Here is an 18093-nt window from a genome sequence, read left to right on the forward strand (position 1 = left end):
GACAACCGACATGGAATCCGGACTCATGAGCGCATCCCCCATCCGAACGGTCGTCATCCTCGGCGGCGGTACCGCCGGCTGGATCACCGCCGCACTGCTGGGCCGTGCGTTCGGCCCGAACCTGGCGATCCGTCTCGTCGAATCCGACGCCATCGGCACCGTCGGCGTGGGCGAAGCGACCATTCCGCAGATCCAGCACATCAACCGCTTTCTGGGCCTCGACGAACGCGAAGTCCTGAAGGCCAGTCAGGGCACCTACAAGCTCGGCATCCAGTTCAACGACTGGGGCCGCGTCGGCGATTCCTATCTGCACGCCTTCGGCGATATCGGCCTGCCGCTTGGCCTGATTCCCTTCCAGCACTACTGGCTTCGCGATCGACGGCGCGATGGCGCGCCCGACCTGTGGGCCTACTCGATCAATGCCCACGCGTGCCAGGCCGGACGCATGGCCCAGATGGAACGCGTCGGCGACAGCCCGCTGACCGGCCTACGCCATGCCTATCACCTCGATGCCGGACTGTATGCGCGCTACCTGCGCAAGCAATGCGATCCGGCCGTGGTGCAGCGCGTGGAAGGCAAGGTGGTCGACGTGAGCCTGCGCGATACCGACGGCTTCATCGAATCGGTGCGACTGGAAAACGGGGACGTGATCGAGGGCGACCTGTTCGTCGACTGCTCGGGCTTTCGCGGCCTGCTGATCGAGCAGACCCTGCACGCTGGCTACGACGACTGGAACCACTGGCTTCCCTGCAATCGCGCCACGGCTGTGGCCAGCTCCCGCATGGCGCCGTTGCGGCCCTATACCCAAGCCAACGCGCGCGCGGCCGGCTGGCAATGGCGCATCCCATTGCAGCATCGCAACGGAAACGGCCATGTCTACGCCAGCGATTTCATCAGCGACGACGAGGCCGCCGCCACACTGCTGGCGAACCTGGAAGGCAAGGCGCTGACCGAACCGCGGCTGCTGCGCTTCAACACCGGCTGCCGACGCCGCTTCTGGCATCGCAACTGCATCGCCATCGGTCTCTCCGCCGGCTTCATGGAACCGTTGGAGTCGACCGGCATCCACTTGATCCAGTCCGCCGTCAGTCGCCTGCTGTCGATGTTCCCGGACCGCAGTTTTGATCCGGCCCTGATCGACGAATACAACCGCCAGACCCGCTTCGAATACGAACGCATTCGCGACTTCCTGATCCTGCACTACCGCGCCACCGAGCGCCGCGACACGCCCTTCTGGCGACACTGCAGCCATATCGAGATTCCCGACAGCCTTCAGCGCAAGCTGGACGTTTTTCGCGCCAGCGGCCAGATCTACCGCGACAGCGAGGAATTGTTCACCGACGTCGGCTGGCTGCAGGTGCTGATCGGCCAGCACATCGAACCGCAGCGCTATCACGCCCTGGCCGACGCCGTGTCGCCGCAGCAACTGGACGAATTCCTCGCGCATATCCGCACCCTGCTCAATCGCGCGACGGATCAGATGCCGACCCACGAGGCATTCATCGAGCGTCACTGCAAGGCACCGCCGCCGCCTCGCTGAGCGTGCCCTGCAACCGTATGCATCTGCTGCATCGCAGCACCCATGAAACCCGCGATGCATCGCAATGAATACGTATGCGTAAAGGCAATTTAAGGCCTGCGGAAGGCCCGGCCGTGGCATCGTAGAGAACGCGTCCCGCGCATCGTGCGCGTGACCCGGGGACCTGTCCGATACACCCGTTGCGATCAGCCTTCACGCCGGGAACATGCCATGCCCACGCGCCATTCGCCGACGACCCGCGCACTGCGCGACCTGCCGCCTGCAGCGGTGTCAGACCGTATCCCACCGGCATGCGCAGCACACCGCGGCCTGATCGGACGCCATCGCGAAATACACGCCCTCTTCCATCCTTTTTCGGTGAAGCGTTGCGAGAACGAACACTTCACGACAGCACTGCATGCATAAAGGCTTTCCGACCATGCCCATTCGTACGCTCTGCGGAGTACTCCTGTTCGGCGCAGCCGCGTCCATCTCGGCGATGCCTGCGCACGCTTCCTCACCGAAGCCACTCGCGCGGATCGTCGCCGACGATGGCGTAAGCCTGAAGATCGACCACGGCACGCTGTCGCTGCAACTGGTGCGCGACAATGTGCTGCACGTGCATTTCCAGCCTGGTGACCGGCACACGCCGCCCACGCTGGTCATGTCGAAACACGCGCCTCGCAACGCGCAGCATCCGGTGAAGATTCAGCACTCGGGCCAGCACATCACCTTGCGCGCTGCGGGTCTTCGGGTCGACGTCGATACCCTGCGCGAAACGTTGTCCGTGCGCCGCCCCGGAGCCACCCGCCCGCTGTTGTCGCAGACCCAGTTGGATACCCTGGCCAAGGGCCGCATCGATCTCGGCTTCTCGGCCAACGCGCCGCTATACGGCATCGGCGGCTTCGACGCCTTCGAGAAAGCCGGCGCGGACCTGCTGCGGCACGGTCGGCAGGTCGCCAAAGCCGGTCATCAGGGCCATTCCGGCGCGCCGCTGGTATGGAGCACCGACGGTTTCGCCGTGCTGGTCGACAGCAAGGGCGCGCGATTCGATCTCGACGACCACCGCATGCGCATCGACGGACTGTCGCGACCGGATGCGGACTACTACCTGATTGCCGGCGACCCGAAGGCCATCTTCGCCGCAGTCGCCGACCTCAGCGGTCACGCTCCCTTGTTCCCGAAATGGGCCATGGGCTTCACCAACAGCCAATGGGGCATCGACCAGAAAGAATTGCTGGACATCGTCCACACCTACCGCGCCAAGCACATCCCGATCGACAACTTCACGCTCGATTTCGACTGGAAGGCCTGGGGCGAGGATCACTACGGCGAATTCCGCTGGAATCCGAAGAAATTCCCCGACGGTCCATCCGGCAAACTGGCCAAAGAGCTGGCCGCTGAGGGGATGCAGCTGACCGGCATCATGAAGCCGCGCATCCACGTGAACACCGTGGAAGGCCGCTTCGCCACCGCGCACCACCTCTGGGTCCCCGGCGAAAAGGTCAGCAACGACTATTTCTCGCACAAGCCGGTCAAGGACGTCGATTTCGACCTGCCGCTGACACGCCAGTGGTTCGGCAAACTGGCCATGAAGTACTCCTTCGACGAGGGCATCGTCGGCTGGTGGAACGACGAGGCCGACGAGACCGGCGACGACACCCAGTTCCTCAACATGCAGCGATCGCTGTACGACGCCCAGCGTGCCCACACCGACCTGCGCGTGTGGTCGATCAATCGCAACTTCTGGCTCGGCTCGCAGCGCTACGCCTATGGCCTGTGGTCGGGCGACATCGAGACCGGCTTCGCCAGCATGGCCGGCCAGCGCCAGCGCATGCTCGCCTCCATCGACACCGGCGCAATGCTGTGGGGCATGGACACCGGCGGTTTCAAGGGACATCCGTCGAATCAGAACTACGCCCGCTGGATGCAGTTCGCCGCCTTTGTACCGATCTTCCGCGTGCATGGCGTTTCCGGCGAAAAGCGCCAACCGTGGCATTACGGTGCCAGGGCCGAACGCGCGGCCAGCGCCGCCATTCGCCTGCGCTATCGCCTGCTGCCGTACATCTACGCCTATGCCTGGCAGTACCACGCGCACGGCGTCGGCCTGGTGCGTCCGCTGACCTTCGACTGGCCGCACGATCCGAAGGTCCGCAATGACGTCGGTGCGTGGATGTTCGGTGACAGCCTGCTGGTATCCCCGGTGGTGAAACAGAACCAGACGAAGAAACACATCTACCTGCCCGCCGGCACCTGGACCGACTGGTTCACCGGCACGCGCTACGCAGGCGGACGAACCATCACGTTGAACACCGACAGTACCGACTGGCGCGACATCCCGCTGTTCATCCGCCAGGGCGCGATCATTCCGACCCAGCCGGTGATGGACTACGTCGGCCAACATCCGGTCAAGACCGTCTCCGTCGACGTGTTCCCGGCCGCGCACGCCACGCACTTCGACTATTACGACGACGATGGTCGCACCTACGCCTACGAACATGGCGTGTATTACCTGCAGCGCCTGAGCACGCGGCGCGACGCGAATGGCGTGCACTTCCGCATCGACGCGCCATCGGGCCGCTACACGCCAGACCTGCGCCACTACCTGGTGAAGATTCACGGCACCGACGCCCAAACGATCACCGGCGTATCCCGACGCTACGCCGACCTGGATGCGCTGCGAAATGCCGATGGCGAAGGCTGGGCCACCGGGCACGACCGCTACGGCCCGGTGACCTGGGTACGGCTGGATGCGCGCCATGCGCGCGCCATCACGCTGCACTGAACAACGACGAACCAACAACGAGACCGCGGCCACCGGCACGCGGTCCATGACAACGATCCGGCGGCCCACGCCGGACAGGCTTCCGCCGCACCGGACGCGCGTCGGAAGCCGATGCGACACGGGGGAATCTGCCGCGCCGAGTCCGTTCACGGCCGCGCGGCGCATGACCACAACGAGGAGGAGGACACCCAATGCAATTTCGCAAACCCATGGCGCTGCATGCGCTCGCACTCGGCATGGCCCTGACCCTGACCGGCGCCTGCGTCAGCACTCCGGTGCATGCCGCCAGCAACGACAACAACGTGGAGTGGAACGGCCTGTTCCACGATCAGGGACCGACCTACGACAACCACCCCGAACCCACGGCCAGCCAATCGGTGACGCTGACCCTGCGCACCTTCAAGAGCGACATCACCAGCGCCAACATCAAGTACTACGACAGCGCCGATTCCAGCTTCCACTGGGTCGCCATGCACTGGGTCTCCAATGATCCGACCGGCCGCTTCGACTACTGGCAGGGCACCATTCCCGCGAGCAGCTCGGAGAAGTACTACCGCTTCCAGATCAACGACGGCTCGTCCACGGCCTGGTACAACGCCGCCGGCATCAGCTCCAGCGAGCCGAGCTCCGGCGACTTCTTCATCATCCCCGGCTTCACCACGCCCGACTGGATGAAGAACGGCGTCGTGTACCAGATCTTCCCCGACCGCTTCTACAACGGCGACACCTCCAACGACGTCACCAACGGCCAGTACACCTATGCCGGCTGCGCCACGGAGAAGCACGCCTGGGGCAGCAGCGTCACGTCCAACGTCGGCGGCTGCAACAGCGCGGTGTTCTTCGGCGGCGACCTGCAAGGCGTCATCGACAAACTGGGCTACATCAAGAACACGCTGGGCGCGGACATCGTCTACCTGAACCCGATCTTCAAGTCGCCTACCAACCACAAGTACGACACCGAGGACTACACCACCGTCGACCCCGCGTTCGGCACCAACAGCCTGCTGCAGACCCTGATCGGCGACGTCCACAGCACCAGCAACGGCCCGAAGGGCTACGTCATCCTCGACGGCGTGTTCAACCACACCGGCGACACCCATAAGTGGTTCGACCGCTACAACTGGTGGAGCAGCAACGGCGCCTACGAGTCGCAGTCGAGCACCTGGTACGACTACTACACCTTCCAGCAGTGGCCGGGCACCTATTCGGGCTTCTTCGGCATTGCTTCGATGCCCAAGCTGAACTACGGCGCCAGCGGCTCGGCCGTGCGCAATGCAATCTACGGCTCCAGCACCTCAGTCATGCAGACCTACCTGAAAGCGCCGTACAGCATTGATGGCTGGCGTCTGGATGCCGCGCAGTATCTGGATGCCAACGGCAACAACGGCAGCGATGCGGTCAATCACCAGATCATGCGCGAGATGCGCACAGCGGTGATGTCGGTGAACCCGAACGCCGAAATCCTCGGCGAATTCTGGGGCGACGCCTCCTCCTGGCTCAGCAGCGGCGACCAGTGGGACGGCGCCATGAACTACAACGGCTTCACCAACCCCGTCTCCGAATGGATCTGCGGCGTCGACGAGAGCGGCAGCAGCAATTCGCTGACGCCGAGCGGCCTGGACAGCTGGCTGCACGGCACCCGTGCCGATCTGCCCACCGACGTGCAGCAGACGATGACCAACGAACTGGGCACGCACGACACCTCGCGCTTCGCCACGCGCTGCGGCGGCGACATCTGGAAGACCTATCTGGGCCTGATCTTCCAGATGACCTACGTCGGCACACCGACCATCTACTACGGCGACGAGTACGGCATGCAGGGCGGCAACGACCCGGACGACCGCCGCACCTTCGACTGGTCGCAGGGCACCACCAACAACAGCGCGGTGGCCCTGACCCAGAAGCTGATCGCCATCCGCAAGCAGTATTCAGCGCTGCGCACCGGCTCGTTCATGACCCTGCTGACCGACGACAGTAACCACATCTATGCGTTCGGGCGTTTCGACGCCAGCCATCGCATCGCCGTGGTGCTGAACAACGACAGCAGCAGCCACACCGTGACCGTACCGGCCTACCAGTTGAGCATGACCGACGGCAGCACTGTCACCGACGTGCTCAACGGCGGCACGTATACGGTGCAGAACGGCAACGTGACCGTCACCGTCGACGGCCACTACGGCGCGATTCTGGAGCAGTAATCACGCACGACCCGTCACGCCGCCCGCAATGGGCGGTGTGACTTTTTGCAAGCGGAAAACCTAACGCAGCCAGTTCCGTTTGATGCCGGTCCGCGCCATCCACACCAGCGCGATGGCGACCAGCAGCACCAGTCCCTGCAGCACATACGCCGGAGCCGGTATGGTCACGCCGCGCATCAGACCGAACACCGCGATGTCCTGCGCGATCACGCCAAGCAGCGACAACACCAGCACGGGCATCGCCCAACGCCGGCGCAGCACCAGGCCGAGGGAACCCGCCGCGCCGAACCATACTGCCGTGGCCGTCGCGGCGATGGCCCATGCCGGCCTAGCCGCATACATCGCCTGCTCGGCCGCCGCCATCTTCGCCACGTCCTCCGGCGTCAAGGTGACGTCCATCAGGTATGCCGCACAACCCAGCAGATTCCACAGCAGCGCAACCACCGCCACCGGAATGAACCACTTCGGTGCCTTGCTCATACGCTCTCCCCTCCAACGTGCATGACCACCGTGGAAAGTATGCCCGACGGGACCGCGCCATCCATCGGTGCATTCCTCCTAGGCCATTCGAACGAACCGGCGCGCGACGCGTACCGTTCCGAACGTGAGAACGTTCACGCCTCCCACTCACCTTCGTCGACGTACTCGACGTCCGCGATCCAGTTCTTGCTGCGTCGGTCCAGGCGGGCATCCCGGCTTTCCTCGCCGAGATGCGACGACACGCGCTGCAGCAGGGAAGGCTCGATCCCGACGAACGTGTTCACGTTGACCACGGCATAGCGGCGACCTTCGATGCGGCTGACCGCCACCGGCACCACGCCGCAGTGCGCGCAGACGAGAAAATCCGCCGTGCGTGTGCCGAAGGCATAGCGGGAAACACGCGCCGGGTCGTGCAGCGCGATGCGCAACGACGCATCGGGATGCGACGTCCACACGCCGCCGTGCCGAGTACAGAACGAGCAATCGCAGGCGCGCGCCGGAATCCGTGATGGGTCGGGTTCCCAGCGCAGAGAGAATTCGATGTTTCCGCAATGACAGCGGCCCCGAATCAGCATGTTCCGTACTCCACGTTATGCGGCGCTCTGGTGAATAGGTCTGCGGTCCTGCCAGAACGAATCCGGCCAGTCTAATCCGCCGGCCACTCCCGGAACACGACGCAGACCGTGGTGCTGTCCAGCACCGCGAATTCGCGCGCGCCCCACGGCTGCATGATCACCTTCGGCACGTTGGGATGCAGCCATTGCGGCCCGCGCGCGGAGATTTCCGCATGCAGCGCATCGATGTCGTCCGTCTCGATCGCCAACTCCGGCCGATCCATGGCCGCGTAGTCGGCATTCTCGACCAGGTATGCCTTGGCACCGTCCCGTGCCACCACGGCCAGCGTGTCGTCGCGATACATCACCTCGAAACCGAGACCACCCACGAACAGATCCAGGCCATCCTGCAGATCGTCGTAGAACACCTTGGGAATCAGGTTCTTCATCATGGCGCACGCCCTCGCTGAAGCGAGCCGGAATTCCATCCCGACCATACCCTCCGCCGAGCCGGATCGCCAAGTAGCAGCGCTTGTCCGCGATGCGCCTGATGCATCGCCGCAGATCCACAGGCATTACCCCTGGCATGACGAACGCTGCGCTGACCTGACGCAGCCTCAGGAAGCGGCCACCCGCTCCTTCCGGGCCGCCTCATAGATCTCGCGCGCGGCATCGAGATTGATCAGGAATATTCCCAGGCCAACGACCAGATCCGGCCAGGGCGAGACCGTCACCGCAGTGACCAGCCCGGCCAGGACGATCGCGACATTGGCCAGCGCATCGTTCCGCGCCGACAACCATGCAGCGCGCGTGAGACTACCGCCGACGTGGCGGTAACGCGCCAGCAGGTAGGCGCAGAACAGATTGACCGCAAGCGCTCCCGTTCCCGTCAATGAAAGCAGCGTGGCGTCGGGCGCCACGGGAACGGACAACTTCTGCCAGGCCATCCAAAGCGTCGACACGCTGGGCACGAGCAGCAGGGCAGCCATGCCCATTCCGACCCGCGCACGACGCCTCAGACTCCACCCGAGCGCCACGACGATCAGGAGATTGACCGCCGTATCCTCCAGAAAATCGATGGAATCGGCAAACAGCGACACGGAGCCGATGGACAGCGCGAGCGCGAATTCGACGCCGAAATACGCCAGATTCAGTACAGCCACCAGTGCGACGATCTTGCGCAATGTGCGATCCATGGAGTTCATGCTCGATTCCGGAAGCCCCACGCGCAGCATGCGCGCCTGCCGTCCTACCCTAACCCCGATGCACGTCTTCGCGGCAAGCCGTCCTGGCATGACGGTGATGGCCGGTGTCTCGCAAGTACGATCGCACAAATGAACAACTCGGCCCCAACGCGGGCCTCAACCGAGACCCGCTTCGCCTTTCCTGCAAATACAGGCGGGACTACGCCTTCCGTCGTATTGATTCCCTACGACGATGATCGAAGGCTTGCCTGAGGGGCCCGACTGCCCTGCCATGCGCGGTCGGACGACATGGGGCATGCAGCGATCCGGCGTGGACGCCAGGCAGGTCGCACGTATCCACGGCCAGAACACAACCGTCTTCGGTCCGGGACGCCGCATCGTTACAGGGAGTTGGATCGATCATGCCGTACTACTACCCGCTCAAGCGTCTCCCGGCGCGTCAACGCAAGCACATCGTCGAAGGACTGCAACGGCTGCGTAAAGGGTTCCGCCCTCCAACACCGAGTGAAGAGGTGCCGGATGCAGGGGTGCCGATTCCCGAGCGCGACCTGCGCGAAAACCTGCTCATCGCCACCTGGAACATCCGCGAGTTCGACTCCGGCAAGGGCGGCGCACGCACCGACGAAGCCATCTACTACATGGCCGAGATCATCGATCAGTTCGATCTGGTCGCGGTGCAGGAAGTGCGCGAGGACTTGAACGCGCTCGACCGCCTGCGAGCCGCGCTCGGCAAGCATTGGGACTGCATCTATACCGACGTGACCCAGGGTCGCCGCGGCAACGGCGAACGCATGGTGTTCCTGTACGACACACGCAAGGTCCAGTTCGGTGGTCTGGCCGGCCAGTTGGTCATTCCGGGCGACCTCAAGACGCTGCAATTCGCACGCACGCCGTTCATCACCAACTGGCACTGCGGCTGGGCGCGTTTCTCGCTGTGCACGGTGCACATCTACTACGGCACCAAGAGTGCCAACGACAAGAAACGGGTCGAGGAGATTCGCTCGCTGGTCAAGCTGCTGAGCAAACGCACACGCAAGCACACCGTCGACCGCGGCGGCGAGAAGGTGAAGATCAACGGTGAAAACCTGGTCCTGCTGGGCGACTTCAACATCTTCAACCGCAAAGACCAGACCATGGAGGCGTTGACCGAAGGCGGCCGTTTTTCGGTGTCGCCCGAGTTGCAGCAGGTACCCGGCAGCAACGTCGACAAGAAGAAGCACTACGACCAGATCGCGAGCGGTTCGTACAAGTTCCGTTTCCAACCCACCGAACGCGCCGGCGTGTTCGACTACTACCAGTACGTGTTCCGCGAAGCCGAGGACGCTGCGCGATTCGAGACCCAGCGCGGCAAGCTCAGCTTCCGCCAATGGCGAACCTTCCAGATGTCCGACCATCTGGTGATGTGGCAGGAATTCCGGATCGACTATTCGGACGAATACCTGGCGGCCATGCAGCCCGTTCGTTGACGCCCGCCGAACCGCTCGTTTTCACAACGAAGAGGACGGAGTGGCATGCCGCTCCGTTCGTGGAATCGGTCGTCGGAGCGCACAAAGCACGGGCAAATGGGATAGCGAAAGAGACCCACCCTGCCAACGTACGGGCTGGACATGTCTCCATAAGCCTTGCTCCCTCCTGCACCTTGCCGTGTTTCTGCGGTCTGTGCCGCGGCGTGATCGGCCGGCCTGCGGCCCGCGATCACACCGATTCCTGAGGCCGAAATGACCGAATCGTGACGTGCCGCAATCCAACAGCGGGGCGATGAATACGTATGCATTCACTGGCTCCCGCCACATCCGCATGCCTACCATGCAGGACACATCAAGATCCGACCGTGCGCCGCGCATGTCCCGGCTGGCCGCCGTAGAATCGGACGTTCCTGTAGCTGAAGTAGTGGGAGGACGCGGCCATGACCCGCATGAGCAAGCGTGATGCGGCGCGTACGGCGTCGTTCGGGGGTGCGGCATGCTGAGTGTGCTGATGACGGCGGCGATGGCCGCGGGACAGGCGACAGCGCCCGTCTGGCACCACCGCGTCGACTGGATGAATCGGCACGCCACGATGCAGACCGCACCCGGCGGTCGCTACGTGCTCAAGACCGATACCACGACGCGCACCATCGACCCGCAAGCCTTCACGGTCGACACTGCCAGTCCGCTGTTCGACGGTCTGTTCGCGATGGCGCAATCGGACCTGAAGAAGATCTCGGTCGAGAACATCACCGATGGCGCTTTCGACCACGGCAAGCCGATTCCCTGCCACTGCCTGATCGCCGGCAAGAAGTGGCCGTTCGTGTGGACGCGCGACCTGTCGTTCTCGATCGACCTCGGCCTATGGCGCTTCGTGCCCGGGCGCGCGCGCAACTCGCTGCTGTTCAAGCTCTCGCCGACGCGGGGCAAGGATGTACCGCAGGGCCAGTACGTCATGCAGGACACCGGTTCGGGCGGCAGCTGGCCGATCAGTACCGACCGCGTGGTGTGGTTCCTCGGCGCGCGTCACCTGCTCGGCGACAAGGCGTTTGCCAACAAGGTCTATACCGCGCTGAACCACACCATGAGCCAGGATCGCCTGTACGCCTACGATCCGGTCACCGGGTTGTACCGCGGCGAGACCTCGTTCCTCGACTGGCGCGAACAGACCTATCCGGACTGGACGCAGAACAACGTGGTGTTCATCGCGCAGTCGTTCGCGCTGTCCACCAATGTCCTGCACTACGAGGCGCTGCGCCTGGGCCAGCAGATGGCGGCCAAGCGCCATGACGCCAAGGTCGCCGCACGTTACCGCGCGCAGGCCGATGCGCTGAAGAAAGCGATCAACGCGCACTTCTGGCGCTCCGACCGCGGCCTGTACATGAGCTACATCGGCGGTCGCGTGCATCCGGCCCCGTTCGACGCCTACGACCTGCTGGGCACCGATCTGGCCATCGTCAGCGGCGTCGCCGGTCCCGAGCGCGCGCGCCAGGCGCTGGCGAACTACCCGACCTGGCCCGCCGGCAGCCCGGTGATCTGGCCCGAACGCCGCAACCAGCCGATCTACCACAATCGCGCGATCTGGCCGTTCGTCAGCGAATATACGCTGCGTGCAGCGCGCCGCGTGAACGACCCGGCGCGCATCGCTCACGAACTGCGCACGCAGATGCGCGGCGCGGCGCTGGAAGCGACCAACATGGAGAACTACTCGCTGCGCACCCAGTCAATCCACGTCGACGAGGGCAAGCTCAGCGGGCCGGTGGTCGATTCGCCGCGCCAGGAATGGTCGGTCGCCGGCTACCTCGACATGGTGCTGCATGGCGTGTTCGGACTGGAAAACGACAACGCCGTGCAGCCGAAGCTGCCGACGTCGCTCGTGCCGATGCTGTTCGGCAATCGCAAGAGCATCTCGCTGCACCTGGGCCATCGCACGGTCACGCTGAAGCGCCCGGCGAAGCTCGACGGCAACCTGCTGGTCGCCGGCACCGTGCAGCACAAGGGCGACGACACGATCGTGCAGCTGGTGGCGAAGATCGTCAAGGCCCCGCCCCTGCGCATGAACGCGCCGTTCTACCTGCCCGCAACGCCGGATGCGCCGAAGGTCGTCGCCGACGGGACCAAGTGGCGTGTAACCGCCGCCGCGCCGGGCGTGCTGTACATCAACGGCCATCGCCATGGCGCGATCGATGGCCGTGCGGATCTCGCCAAAGCCGACGGCCTGCAGTGCTTCAGCGTCACCGTCCGCGGCAAGGACGGCCTGGAATCCCTGCACAGCCCCGAAGTCTGCAAGGGCGACATCGCCACCGTGGACGGCGGCTGGCCGCGCAGCTGGAAGGCGCCGCGCAGCGGCACGTTCACCGCCTGGCTGCGCTACAACAACGATCACGGCCCGATCAACACGGGCGTCACCGCCGGCGTGAAGCGGCTGAAAATCTTCTGCGGCAAGCTCGCGCCGCAGGTCCGGCCGATCGTGCTGCCGCACAGCATCGCCGAGCAGAACTCGACCATGGTGCAGTTCCATGCCGTGGCCGGGCAGTCGTGCAGCTTCGCGCTGGAGCAGGGCTTCAACATGAGCAACCTGCAGCACTTTGTGCATTTCACCGGCGGCCAGGGCGGCGCCTCCGGTCCGCTCAACGAGGCGGACGTCGGCGATCTGCACATCGCACCACTGCCGAAACAGGGGAACTAGAGCATGACGCGCAAACCCGAGCTGTCGTTCTGGCAGATCTTCAACATGTGTTTCGGATTTCTGGGCATCCAGTTCGGGTTCGCGCTGCAAAACGCCAACGTCAGCCGCATCTTCCAGACTCTCGGCGCGGACGTGAACAGCATTCCCGCGCTGTGGATCGCCGCACCGCTGACCGGCCTGATCGTGCAGCCGATCATCGGCCACTTCTCCGACCGCACCTGGAACCGCCTGGGCCGCCGTCGTCCGTACTTCCTGGCTGGTGCGGTGCTGGCCACGCTGGCGCTGATCGCCATGCCCAACGCCCCCGCGCTGTGGGTCGCGGCAGGATTGCTGTGGATCATGGACGCCTCGTTCAACGTGTCGATGGAGCCGTTTCGCGCCTTCGTCGGCGACCAGCTTCCGACCCGTCAGCGACCGCTCGGCTATTCGATGCAGAGCGTGTTCATCGGCATCGGTGCCGTGGTGGCTTCGCTGCTGCCCTGGGTCCTGGCGCATTTCGGTGTCGCCAACACGGCCCCGGCCGGGCAGATCCCGACGACCGTACACATCGCCTTCTACGTCGGCGGCGCGGTGCTGCTCGGCGCGATCCTGTGGACCGTGCTGACCACACGCGAATACCCGCCCGCGCAGTTGCAGGATTTCAGTGAAGCCGTGCGTACGCCGGCTCCCGTGGACGCCTCCCGTGCGTGGACGATCGGGCTGGCGTTTCTGGTCGTGGGGCTGATCACGCCCGCCGTGATCTATTACGGGCAGCTGGAAAAGGAACTGTATCTTCTTGCCGGCATGCTGATCGTCTTCGGCGCCCTGTTCGTGTGGCTCAGTCGTACGCGTAGCCACGGCATGGTGCGCCAGGTCATGGGTGACCTCTACGGCATGCCCGGACCGATGCGCAAGCTGGCCTGGGTGCAGTTCTTCTCCTGGTTCGCGCTGTTCGCCATGTGGATCTACACCACCTCGGCAGTGACCGCGGTGCAGTACGGCACCACCGACACGCAGTCGGCGCTGTACAACGAAGGCGCGAACTGGGTCGGTGTGCTGTTCGGCGCCTACAACGGATTCGCCGCCGTGGCCGCCGCGCTGATTCCGCTGATGGCGCGCGCGATCGGCCTGCGCTGGAGCCACCTGATCAATCTTGTCCTCGGTGGACTGGGCCTGATCTCGTTCCTGTTCATACGCGACCCGGACTGGCTGCTGCTGTCCATGGTCGGCGTCGGCTTCGCCTGGGCCTCGATCCTGTCCCTGCCCTACGCCCTGCTGTCGGACAACCTGCCGACCGAGAAAATGGGCGTGTACATGGGCATCTTCAATTTCTTCATCGTCATCCCGCAGCTGCTGGCCGCCAGCGTGCTGGGCATCCTGCTGCGCGTGTTCTTCCACGGCCAGCCGATCTACGCGCTGATGCTCGGCGGCGCGAGCCTGATCCTGGCCGGCCTGCTGACGCTGCGCGTGAGCGAACCGACCTGATCCGAACCGTCTTTTTGCAAAAGGTAGCTAGTATGTCCCACAGACACCGTTTTGCCGCTGGCGCTATCGCACTGATGCTAGGCCTTTCCGCAAACAACGGTACGATCGCCGCGACGCCGCACGAACCGGCCGATTTCGTCGGCACCACGACTCCCTTCGCGTCCCATGCGATCTATTTCGTGGTCACCGACCGCTTCGTCAACGGCGACCCGTCCAACGATCATCGCCACCAGGGCGGCGCACACCCGACCTTCGACATCCCGGTGCACGGCCCGAACGGGCAGACCGCGAACATCGGCTACCTCGGCGGCGACTTCAAGGGCGTGCTGGAAAACGCCGGCTACATTCGCGGCATGGGCTTCGGCGCGGTGTGGATCACGCCGATCGTCGACAATCCGGACCAGGCCTTCACCGGCGGCGATCCGGTGAAGTGGGGCAGCACACTCACCGACCACGGCAAGAGCGGCTACCACGGCTACTGGGGCATCAACTTCTACCGCGTGGACGAACACCTGCCCAGCAAGCACCTCGACTACGCGCAGTTCACCCACGGCATGCACGCCGCCGGCCTGAAAGTGGTGCAGGACATCGTGCTCAACCACGGCTCGCCCGCCTTCAGCATGCCGGTCAAGCAACCGCAGTTCGGCCAGATCTTCGACGCCAACGGCAAACTCATCGCCGACGAGGACAACCTGCCGCCCTGGAAGCTGGACCCGGTCAAGCATCCGCTGCAGCGCTTCTACAACGCCTGGCCCGACCTGGCGCAGCTGTCCAACAACAACGACCAGAATCCGGCGGTGCTGAAGTACTTCGTCGGCGCGTACCTGAAGTGGATCGGCGAAGGCGCGGACGCCTTCCGCATCGACACCATGAACCACATGTCCACGCGCTTCTGGGCCAAATTCGCCGCAGCCATTCATGCCAAGCATCCGGGCTTCTTCATGTTCGGCGAAGCGTTCGACTCCAACGTCGACAACCTCGGCAAGTACACCTGGAAGAGCGGCGGCAGCATGAGCCTGCTCGATTTCCCGCTGAAGGACGCGATGCGCAAAGTCTTCGAGCACCCGCACAGCGACTTCGGCACGCTGCAGGCCGCGCTGTACCTGACCAACGGCCCGTACGCCAACCCGTACCGTCTGGTCACCTTCTACGACAACCACGACATGAAGCGCCTGGATGCCAGCGACAACGGCTTCATCGACGCGAACAACTTCCTGTTCACCGCGCGCGGCATTCCGGCGATCTACTACGGCTCGGAAATCGGCTTCGAACGCGGCAAGGGCGAACATCAGGGCAACCGCAACTATTTCGGCCAGAAGCGCATCGACGCCGCATCGAAGTCGCCGATCTACCAGCACCTGAAACGCATCGCACAGCTGCGCGAACACACCCCTGCGCTGCAACGCGGCCTGATGCTGGTCGAGCACATGAAGGGCGACCAAGCCGCCTTCTACCGCGTGCTGCAACACAACGGCACGCACCAGATCGCACTGGTGCTGCTGAACAAGGCCGATGAAGCCGCCGACTTCAATGTCACGCAGTACCTGCAGGCCGGCGACTGGAAAGCCGCAATGGGCGGTAACGATGTCGCCGTGCCAGCCCACGGTGTGCTGCATGCGACCGTGCCTGCGCACGGTGTGCGCGTCTATCTCCTGAATGCCGTGGCGCGGCAGCCCGATCTAGTCGCCGCGTTGACGCACCTAATGAACGAGCGCGGACATCCGTCCGGCGTCTACACGCACTGAGGTATGGCCACATCACGGCATCCGCACGATGCGATGCCGTGATGCACCGCGCGCGGTATCAGTTCGAACCTCGCAATTTCCTGCGACCTGCCGGCGCGCCACCCGTATATTGGCCGGCAAGCACTAACGCGTGGCGTCGCCCCGCACGCTGGATTTCCGCACCACCAGCCGGATCGGAAGAATCGAAGTCTCCACGGGATCTCCGTGGATCAGATGCAGCAGGTTGTCGACCAGGATGCTCCCGGCTTCCTTGGTGTCCTGACGCACCGTGGTCAGCGGCGGATGGGCGAAACTGGCACTCGGCACATCATCGAAACCGGCGACCGCGACATCCTCGGGCACGCGCAGCCCGCGCTCATCCAGCGCCCGCATGGCACCGATGGCAATCAGATCGCTAGCGGCGAACACGGCATCGAACTGCACGTTGCGCTCAAGCAGCTCCACCATCGCGGCATGCCCGGAGCCCTGCGTACTCTCCGCGTCGACCTGAAGTTCCGGGTCGACCTCCAGGCCAGCATCCTCCAGCGCTTCGGCATAACCATGATGGCGCTCGAAGAACTCGGGGTAGTGCCTGGTGGCCTCGCCCAGAAAAGCGATGCGCTTGCATCCCTGCTCCAGCAGATGCTCGGCGATGACACGGCCACCGCTGTAGTTGTCGCAACCGATGGAGGTATCCGGCTGATCCGGCAGCACCGCACCCCAGCGCACGAAATGCGTCCCCTGCTCGACCAGCTTGCGTGCCTTGTCGCAGTAGGTCACATAATCGCCATACCCGAGCAGGATGATGCCGTCGGCCTTCTTGCTATCGGCGTAGTCCGCATGCCAATCGTCCGAGGCCTGCTGGAAAGAGATCAGTAGATCGTAGCCTCGCTGCGCGCAGGCCCGCGTGATCGACCCCAGCATCGACACGAAAAACGGATTGATGTGGGAATCGTCGGCCGTCGGGTCCTCGAAGAAGAGCAACGCCAGCGTTCCCGAATGCTGCGTGCGCAGGTTCGACGCGTTCTTGTCGACCTTGTAGTTCAGCTGCCGCGCCACCTCTTGCACCTTGCGCCGCGTCTCCTCGCTGACCAGCGGACTGTTGCGCAGCGCGCGCGACACCGTGGCCTGCGAAAAGCCGGTCAGGTAGGCGATATCAATGGAGGTGGGTTTGCTCTTGCCGGTAGTCACGGGACGCTCGGTGCAGCCTGTAGGTCAAGCCGCCGCCCGAATCCCTGGGAACGGCTAGTAGACAGTGTACTGTGTCCCGCACGCCTGCCACAGCCCTAGACGTACCCAACAAACTCGCGGACCGAGCGCACCTGCCCCCACTTTCTAGAATCATTCGCTCACGATCACAACGAACCAATCCCACTTAGCTACGTCTGTACGAAATAATCGCGATACCCGATCGAAGCGCAGGGCATTTACCGTGCCGACTAGAACCGCTGCCGGAAGGAAGTTGATTTTAGTCAGCGCATAAAAATCATAAAGTTCACACCACAACACAAAAAATTAAACCACCAACCTCCTTCTTACCAAGGCGACATATATAACACAATAATAAATTAACATAAATAAAAACGAAGCAACAAAACTATGGTTCATAATAACAACCATAGGCATCAATGGAAGAAACATAATGAAAAACAGAAGTGAAACAACAAAGGATCTGCTCACGGGCTTTTTATCTTTGTATTTACTTACAGACTGCTCCGCCACAGATCTCGCATATGCAGCCACCACAATAAAAGCAAGCACGCAAACCAAAAGCCCCAAAAAGCGAGGGAATGCCCCCCCTGACAAGGAAGCCATCATTCCAATCTCCGCCACAGCCTTACCCAAGGCCAGAACCGAAAATAAAATAGGGACCAAAAAGGCAACAGCAGTCCAAACCGGGACCTTGACTAGCGCCCTACGATGGGAACCCGTACGCGCAAACTCATTGACATACCCGCAATAGACAAGAAATTCAAAGACCCCTCTAAAAAACCGAGCTACCGCCATGA

Annotated in this window: 13 protein-coding genes; 7 read left to right on the top strand and 6 right to left on the bottom strand. The window is 63.4% G+C overall.

Annotated features, from left to right (window positions below; all coding sequences use genetic code 11):
- Nucleotides 1-25: 25 nt before the first annotated feature.
- The 3 genes from BTJ49_RS03110 (at nucleotide 26) to BTJ49_RS03120 (ending at nucleotide 6502) form a co-directional block, all read left to right on the top strand.
- Complete coding sequence (locus tag BTJ49_RS03110; RefSeq protein WP_113064030.1) at nucleotides 26-1540, top strand: tryptophan halogenase family protein; 1515 nt, start codon at nucleotides 26-28, stop codon at nucleotides 1538-1540.
- A gap of 418 nt (nucleotides 1541-1958) precedes the next feature.
- Complete coding sequence (locus tag BTJ49_RS03115; protein ID WP_240601703.1) at nucleotides 1959-4304, top strand: TIM-barrel domain-containing protein; 2346 nt, start codon at nucleotides 1959-1961, stop codon at nucleotides 4302-4304.
- A 191-nt stretch (nucleotides 4305-4495) separates the two neighbouring features.
- The gene (locus BTJ49_RS03120; RefSeq protein WP_113063867.1) at nucleotides 4496-6502 is read left to right on the top strand and encodes an alpha-glycosidase; all 2007 of its coding nucleotides are present in this window, start codon (nucleotides 4496-4498) and stop codon (nucleotides 6500-6502) included.
- A 60-nt stretch (nucleotides 6503-6562) separates the two neighbouring features.
- Here the strand turns inward: BTJ49_RS03120 and BTJ49_RS03125 are convergent, their stop codons facing one another.
- The 4 genes from BTJ49_RS03125 to BTJ49_RS03140 form a co-directional block, all read right to left on the bottom strand.
- Nucleotides 6563-6982 (bottom strand): hypothetical protein, encoded by a 420-nt coding sequence (locus tag BTJ49_RS03125; RefSeq protein ID WP_113063868.1) that lies wholly within the window; start codon nucleotides 6980-6982, stop codon nucleotides 6563-6565.
- 134 nt (nucleotides 6983-7116) lie between these two features.
- Nucleotides 7117-7557: a hypothetical protein gene (locus BTJ49_RS03130; RefSeq protein WP_113063869.1), complete on the bottom strand. Its 441-nt coding sequence runs from the start codon at nucleotides 7555-7557 to the stop codon at nucleotides 7117-7119.
- Nucleotides 7558-7628: 71 nt separating this feature from the next.
- Nucleotides 7629-7988, bottom strand: coding sequence for a hypothetical protein (locus BTJ49_RS03135; protein WP_113063870.1), 360 nt, complete (start codon nucleotides 7986-7988; stop codon nucleotides 7629-7631).
- A gap of 165 nt (nucleotides 7989-8153) precedes the next feature.
- On the bottom strand, nucleotides 8154-8720 hold the full coding sequence (locus tag BTJ49_RS03140) for a cation diffusion facilitator family transporter (RefSeq protein ID WP_240601704.1): 567 nt from the start codon (nucleotides 8718-8720) through the stop codon (nucleotides 8154-8156).
- 422 nt (nucleotides 8721-9142) lie between these two features.
- Here BTJ49_RS03140 and BTJ49_RS03145 point away from each other — a divergent pair, with 422 nt between their 5' ends.
- The 4 genes from BTJ49_RS03145 to BTJ49_RS03160 all read left to right on the top strand — a co-directional run bounded on the left by BTJ49_RS03145 (nucleotide 9143) and on the right by BTJ49_RS03160 (nucleotide 16105).
- Nucleotides 9143-10207, top strand: a complete 1065-nt coding sequence (locus BTJ49_RS03145; protein WP_113063871.1) for an endonuclease/exonuclease/phosphatase family protein — start codon at nucleotides 9143-9145, stop codon at nucleotides 10205-10207.
- 496 nt (nucleotides 10208-10703) lie between these two features.
- Nucleotides 10704-12896: a Six-hairpin glycosidase-like protein gene (locus tag BTJ49_RS03150; RefSeq protein ID WP_113063872.1), complete on the top strand. Its 2193-nt coding sequence runs from the start codon at nucleotides 10704-10706 to the stop codon at nucleotides 12894-12896.
- Between the two features lie 3 nt (nucleotides 12897-12899).
- Nucleotides 12900-14360 (top strand): MFS transporter, encoded by a 1461-nt coding sequence (locus BTJ49_RS03155; protein WP_113063873.1) that lies wholly within the window; start codon nucleotides 12900-12902, stop codon nucleotides 14358-14360.
- A gap of 74 nt (nucleotides 14361-14434) precedes the next feature.
- Nucleotides 14435-16105, top strand: coding sequence for an alpha-amylase family glycosyl hydrolase (locus tag BTJ49_RS03160; protein ID WP_113063874.1), 1671 nt, complete (start codon nucleotides 14435-14437; stop codon nucleotides 16103-16105).
- Nucleotides 16106-16228: 123 nt separating this feature from the next.
- Here BTJ49_RS03160 and BTJ49_RS03165 read toward each other — a convergent pair whose 3' ends face one another.
- Nucleotides 16229-17275: a LacI family DNA-binding transcriptional regulator gene (locus tag BTJ49_RS03165; protein WP_113063875.1), complete on the bottom strand. Its 1047-nt coding sequence runs from the start codon at nucleotides 17273-17275 to the stop codon at nucleotides 16229-16231.
- A gap of 324 nt (nucleotides 17276-17599) precedes the next feature.
- A complete protein-coding gene (locus tag BTJ49_RS15390) occupies nucleotides 17600-18091 on the bottom strand; it encodes a hypothetical protein (RefSeq protein ID WP_146742245.1) in 492 nt (163 codons plus the stop codon).
- Between the last annotated feature and the right edge of the window lie 2 nt (nucleotides 18092-18093).

It is taken from the genome of Oleiagrimonas sp. MCCC 1A03011 (assembly GCF_003267965.1).
GTDB classification, from domain to species: domain Bacteria; phylum Pseudomonadota; class Gammaproteobacteria; order Xanthomonadales; family Rhodanobacteraceae; genus Oleiagrimonas; species Oleiagrimonas citrea.

Bases quoted from the DNA above. Each gene is read 5' to 3' on its own strand.
- BTJ49_RS03115 (WP_240601703.1), top strand. From the start codon at position 1,959: ATGCCCATTCGTACGCTCTGCGGAGTACTCCTGTTCGGCGCAGCCGCG.
- BTJ49_RS03125 (WP_113063868.1), bottom strand. From the start codon at position 6,982: ATGAGCAAGGCACCGAAGTGGTTCATTCCGGTGGCGGTGGTTGCGCTG.
- BTJ49_RS03135 (WP_113063870.1), bottom strand. From the start codon at position 7,988: ATGATGAAGAACCTGATTCCCAAGGTGTTCTACGACGATCTGCAGGAT.
- BTJ49_RS03110 (WP_113064030.1), top strand. From the start codon at position 26: ATGAGCGCATCCCCCATCCGAACGGTCGTCATCCTCGGCGGCGGTACC.
- BTJ49_RS03155 (WP_113063873.1), top strand. From the start codon at position 12,900: ATGACGCGCAAACCCGAGCTGTCGTTCTGGCAGATCTTCAACATGTGT.
- BTJ49_RS03160 (WP_113063874.1), top strand. From the start codon at position 14,435: ATGCTAGGCCTTTCCGCAAACAACGGTACGATCGCCGCGACGCCGCAC.
- BTJ49_RS03130 (WP_113063869.1), bottom strand. From the start codon at position 7,557: ATGCTGATTCGGGGCCGCTGTCATTGCGGAAACATCGAATTCTCTCTG.
- BTJ49_RS15390 (WP_146742245.1), bottom strand. From the start codon at position 18,091: ATGGCGGTAGCTCGGTTTTTTAGAGGGGTCTTTGAATTTCTTGTCTAT.
- BTJ49_RS03150 (WP_113063872.1), top strand. From the start codon at position 10,704: ATGCTGAGTGTGCTGATGACGGCGGCGATGGCCGCGGGACAGGCGACA.
- BTJ49_RS03120 (WP_113063867.1), top strand. From the start codon at position 4,496: ATGCAATTTCGCAAACCCATGGCGCTGCATGCGCTCGCACTCGGCATG.
- BTJ49_RS03145 (WP_113063871.1), top strand. From the start codon at position 9,143: ATGCCGTACTACTACCCGCTCAAGCGTCTCCCGGCGCGTCAACGCAAG.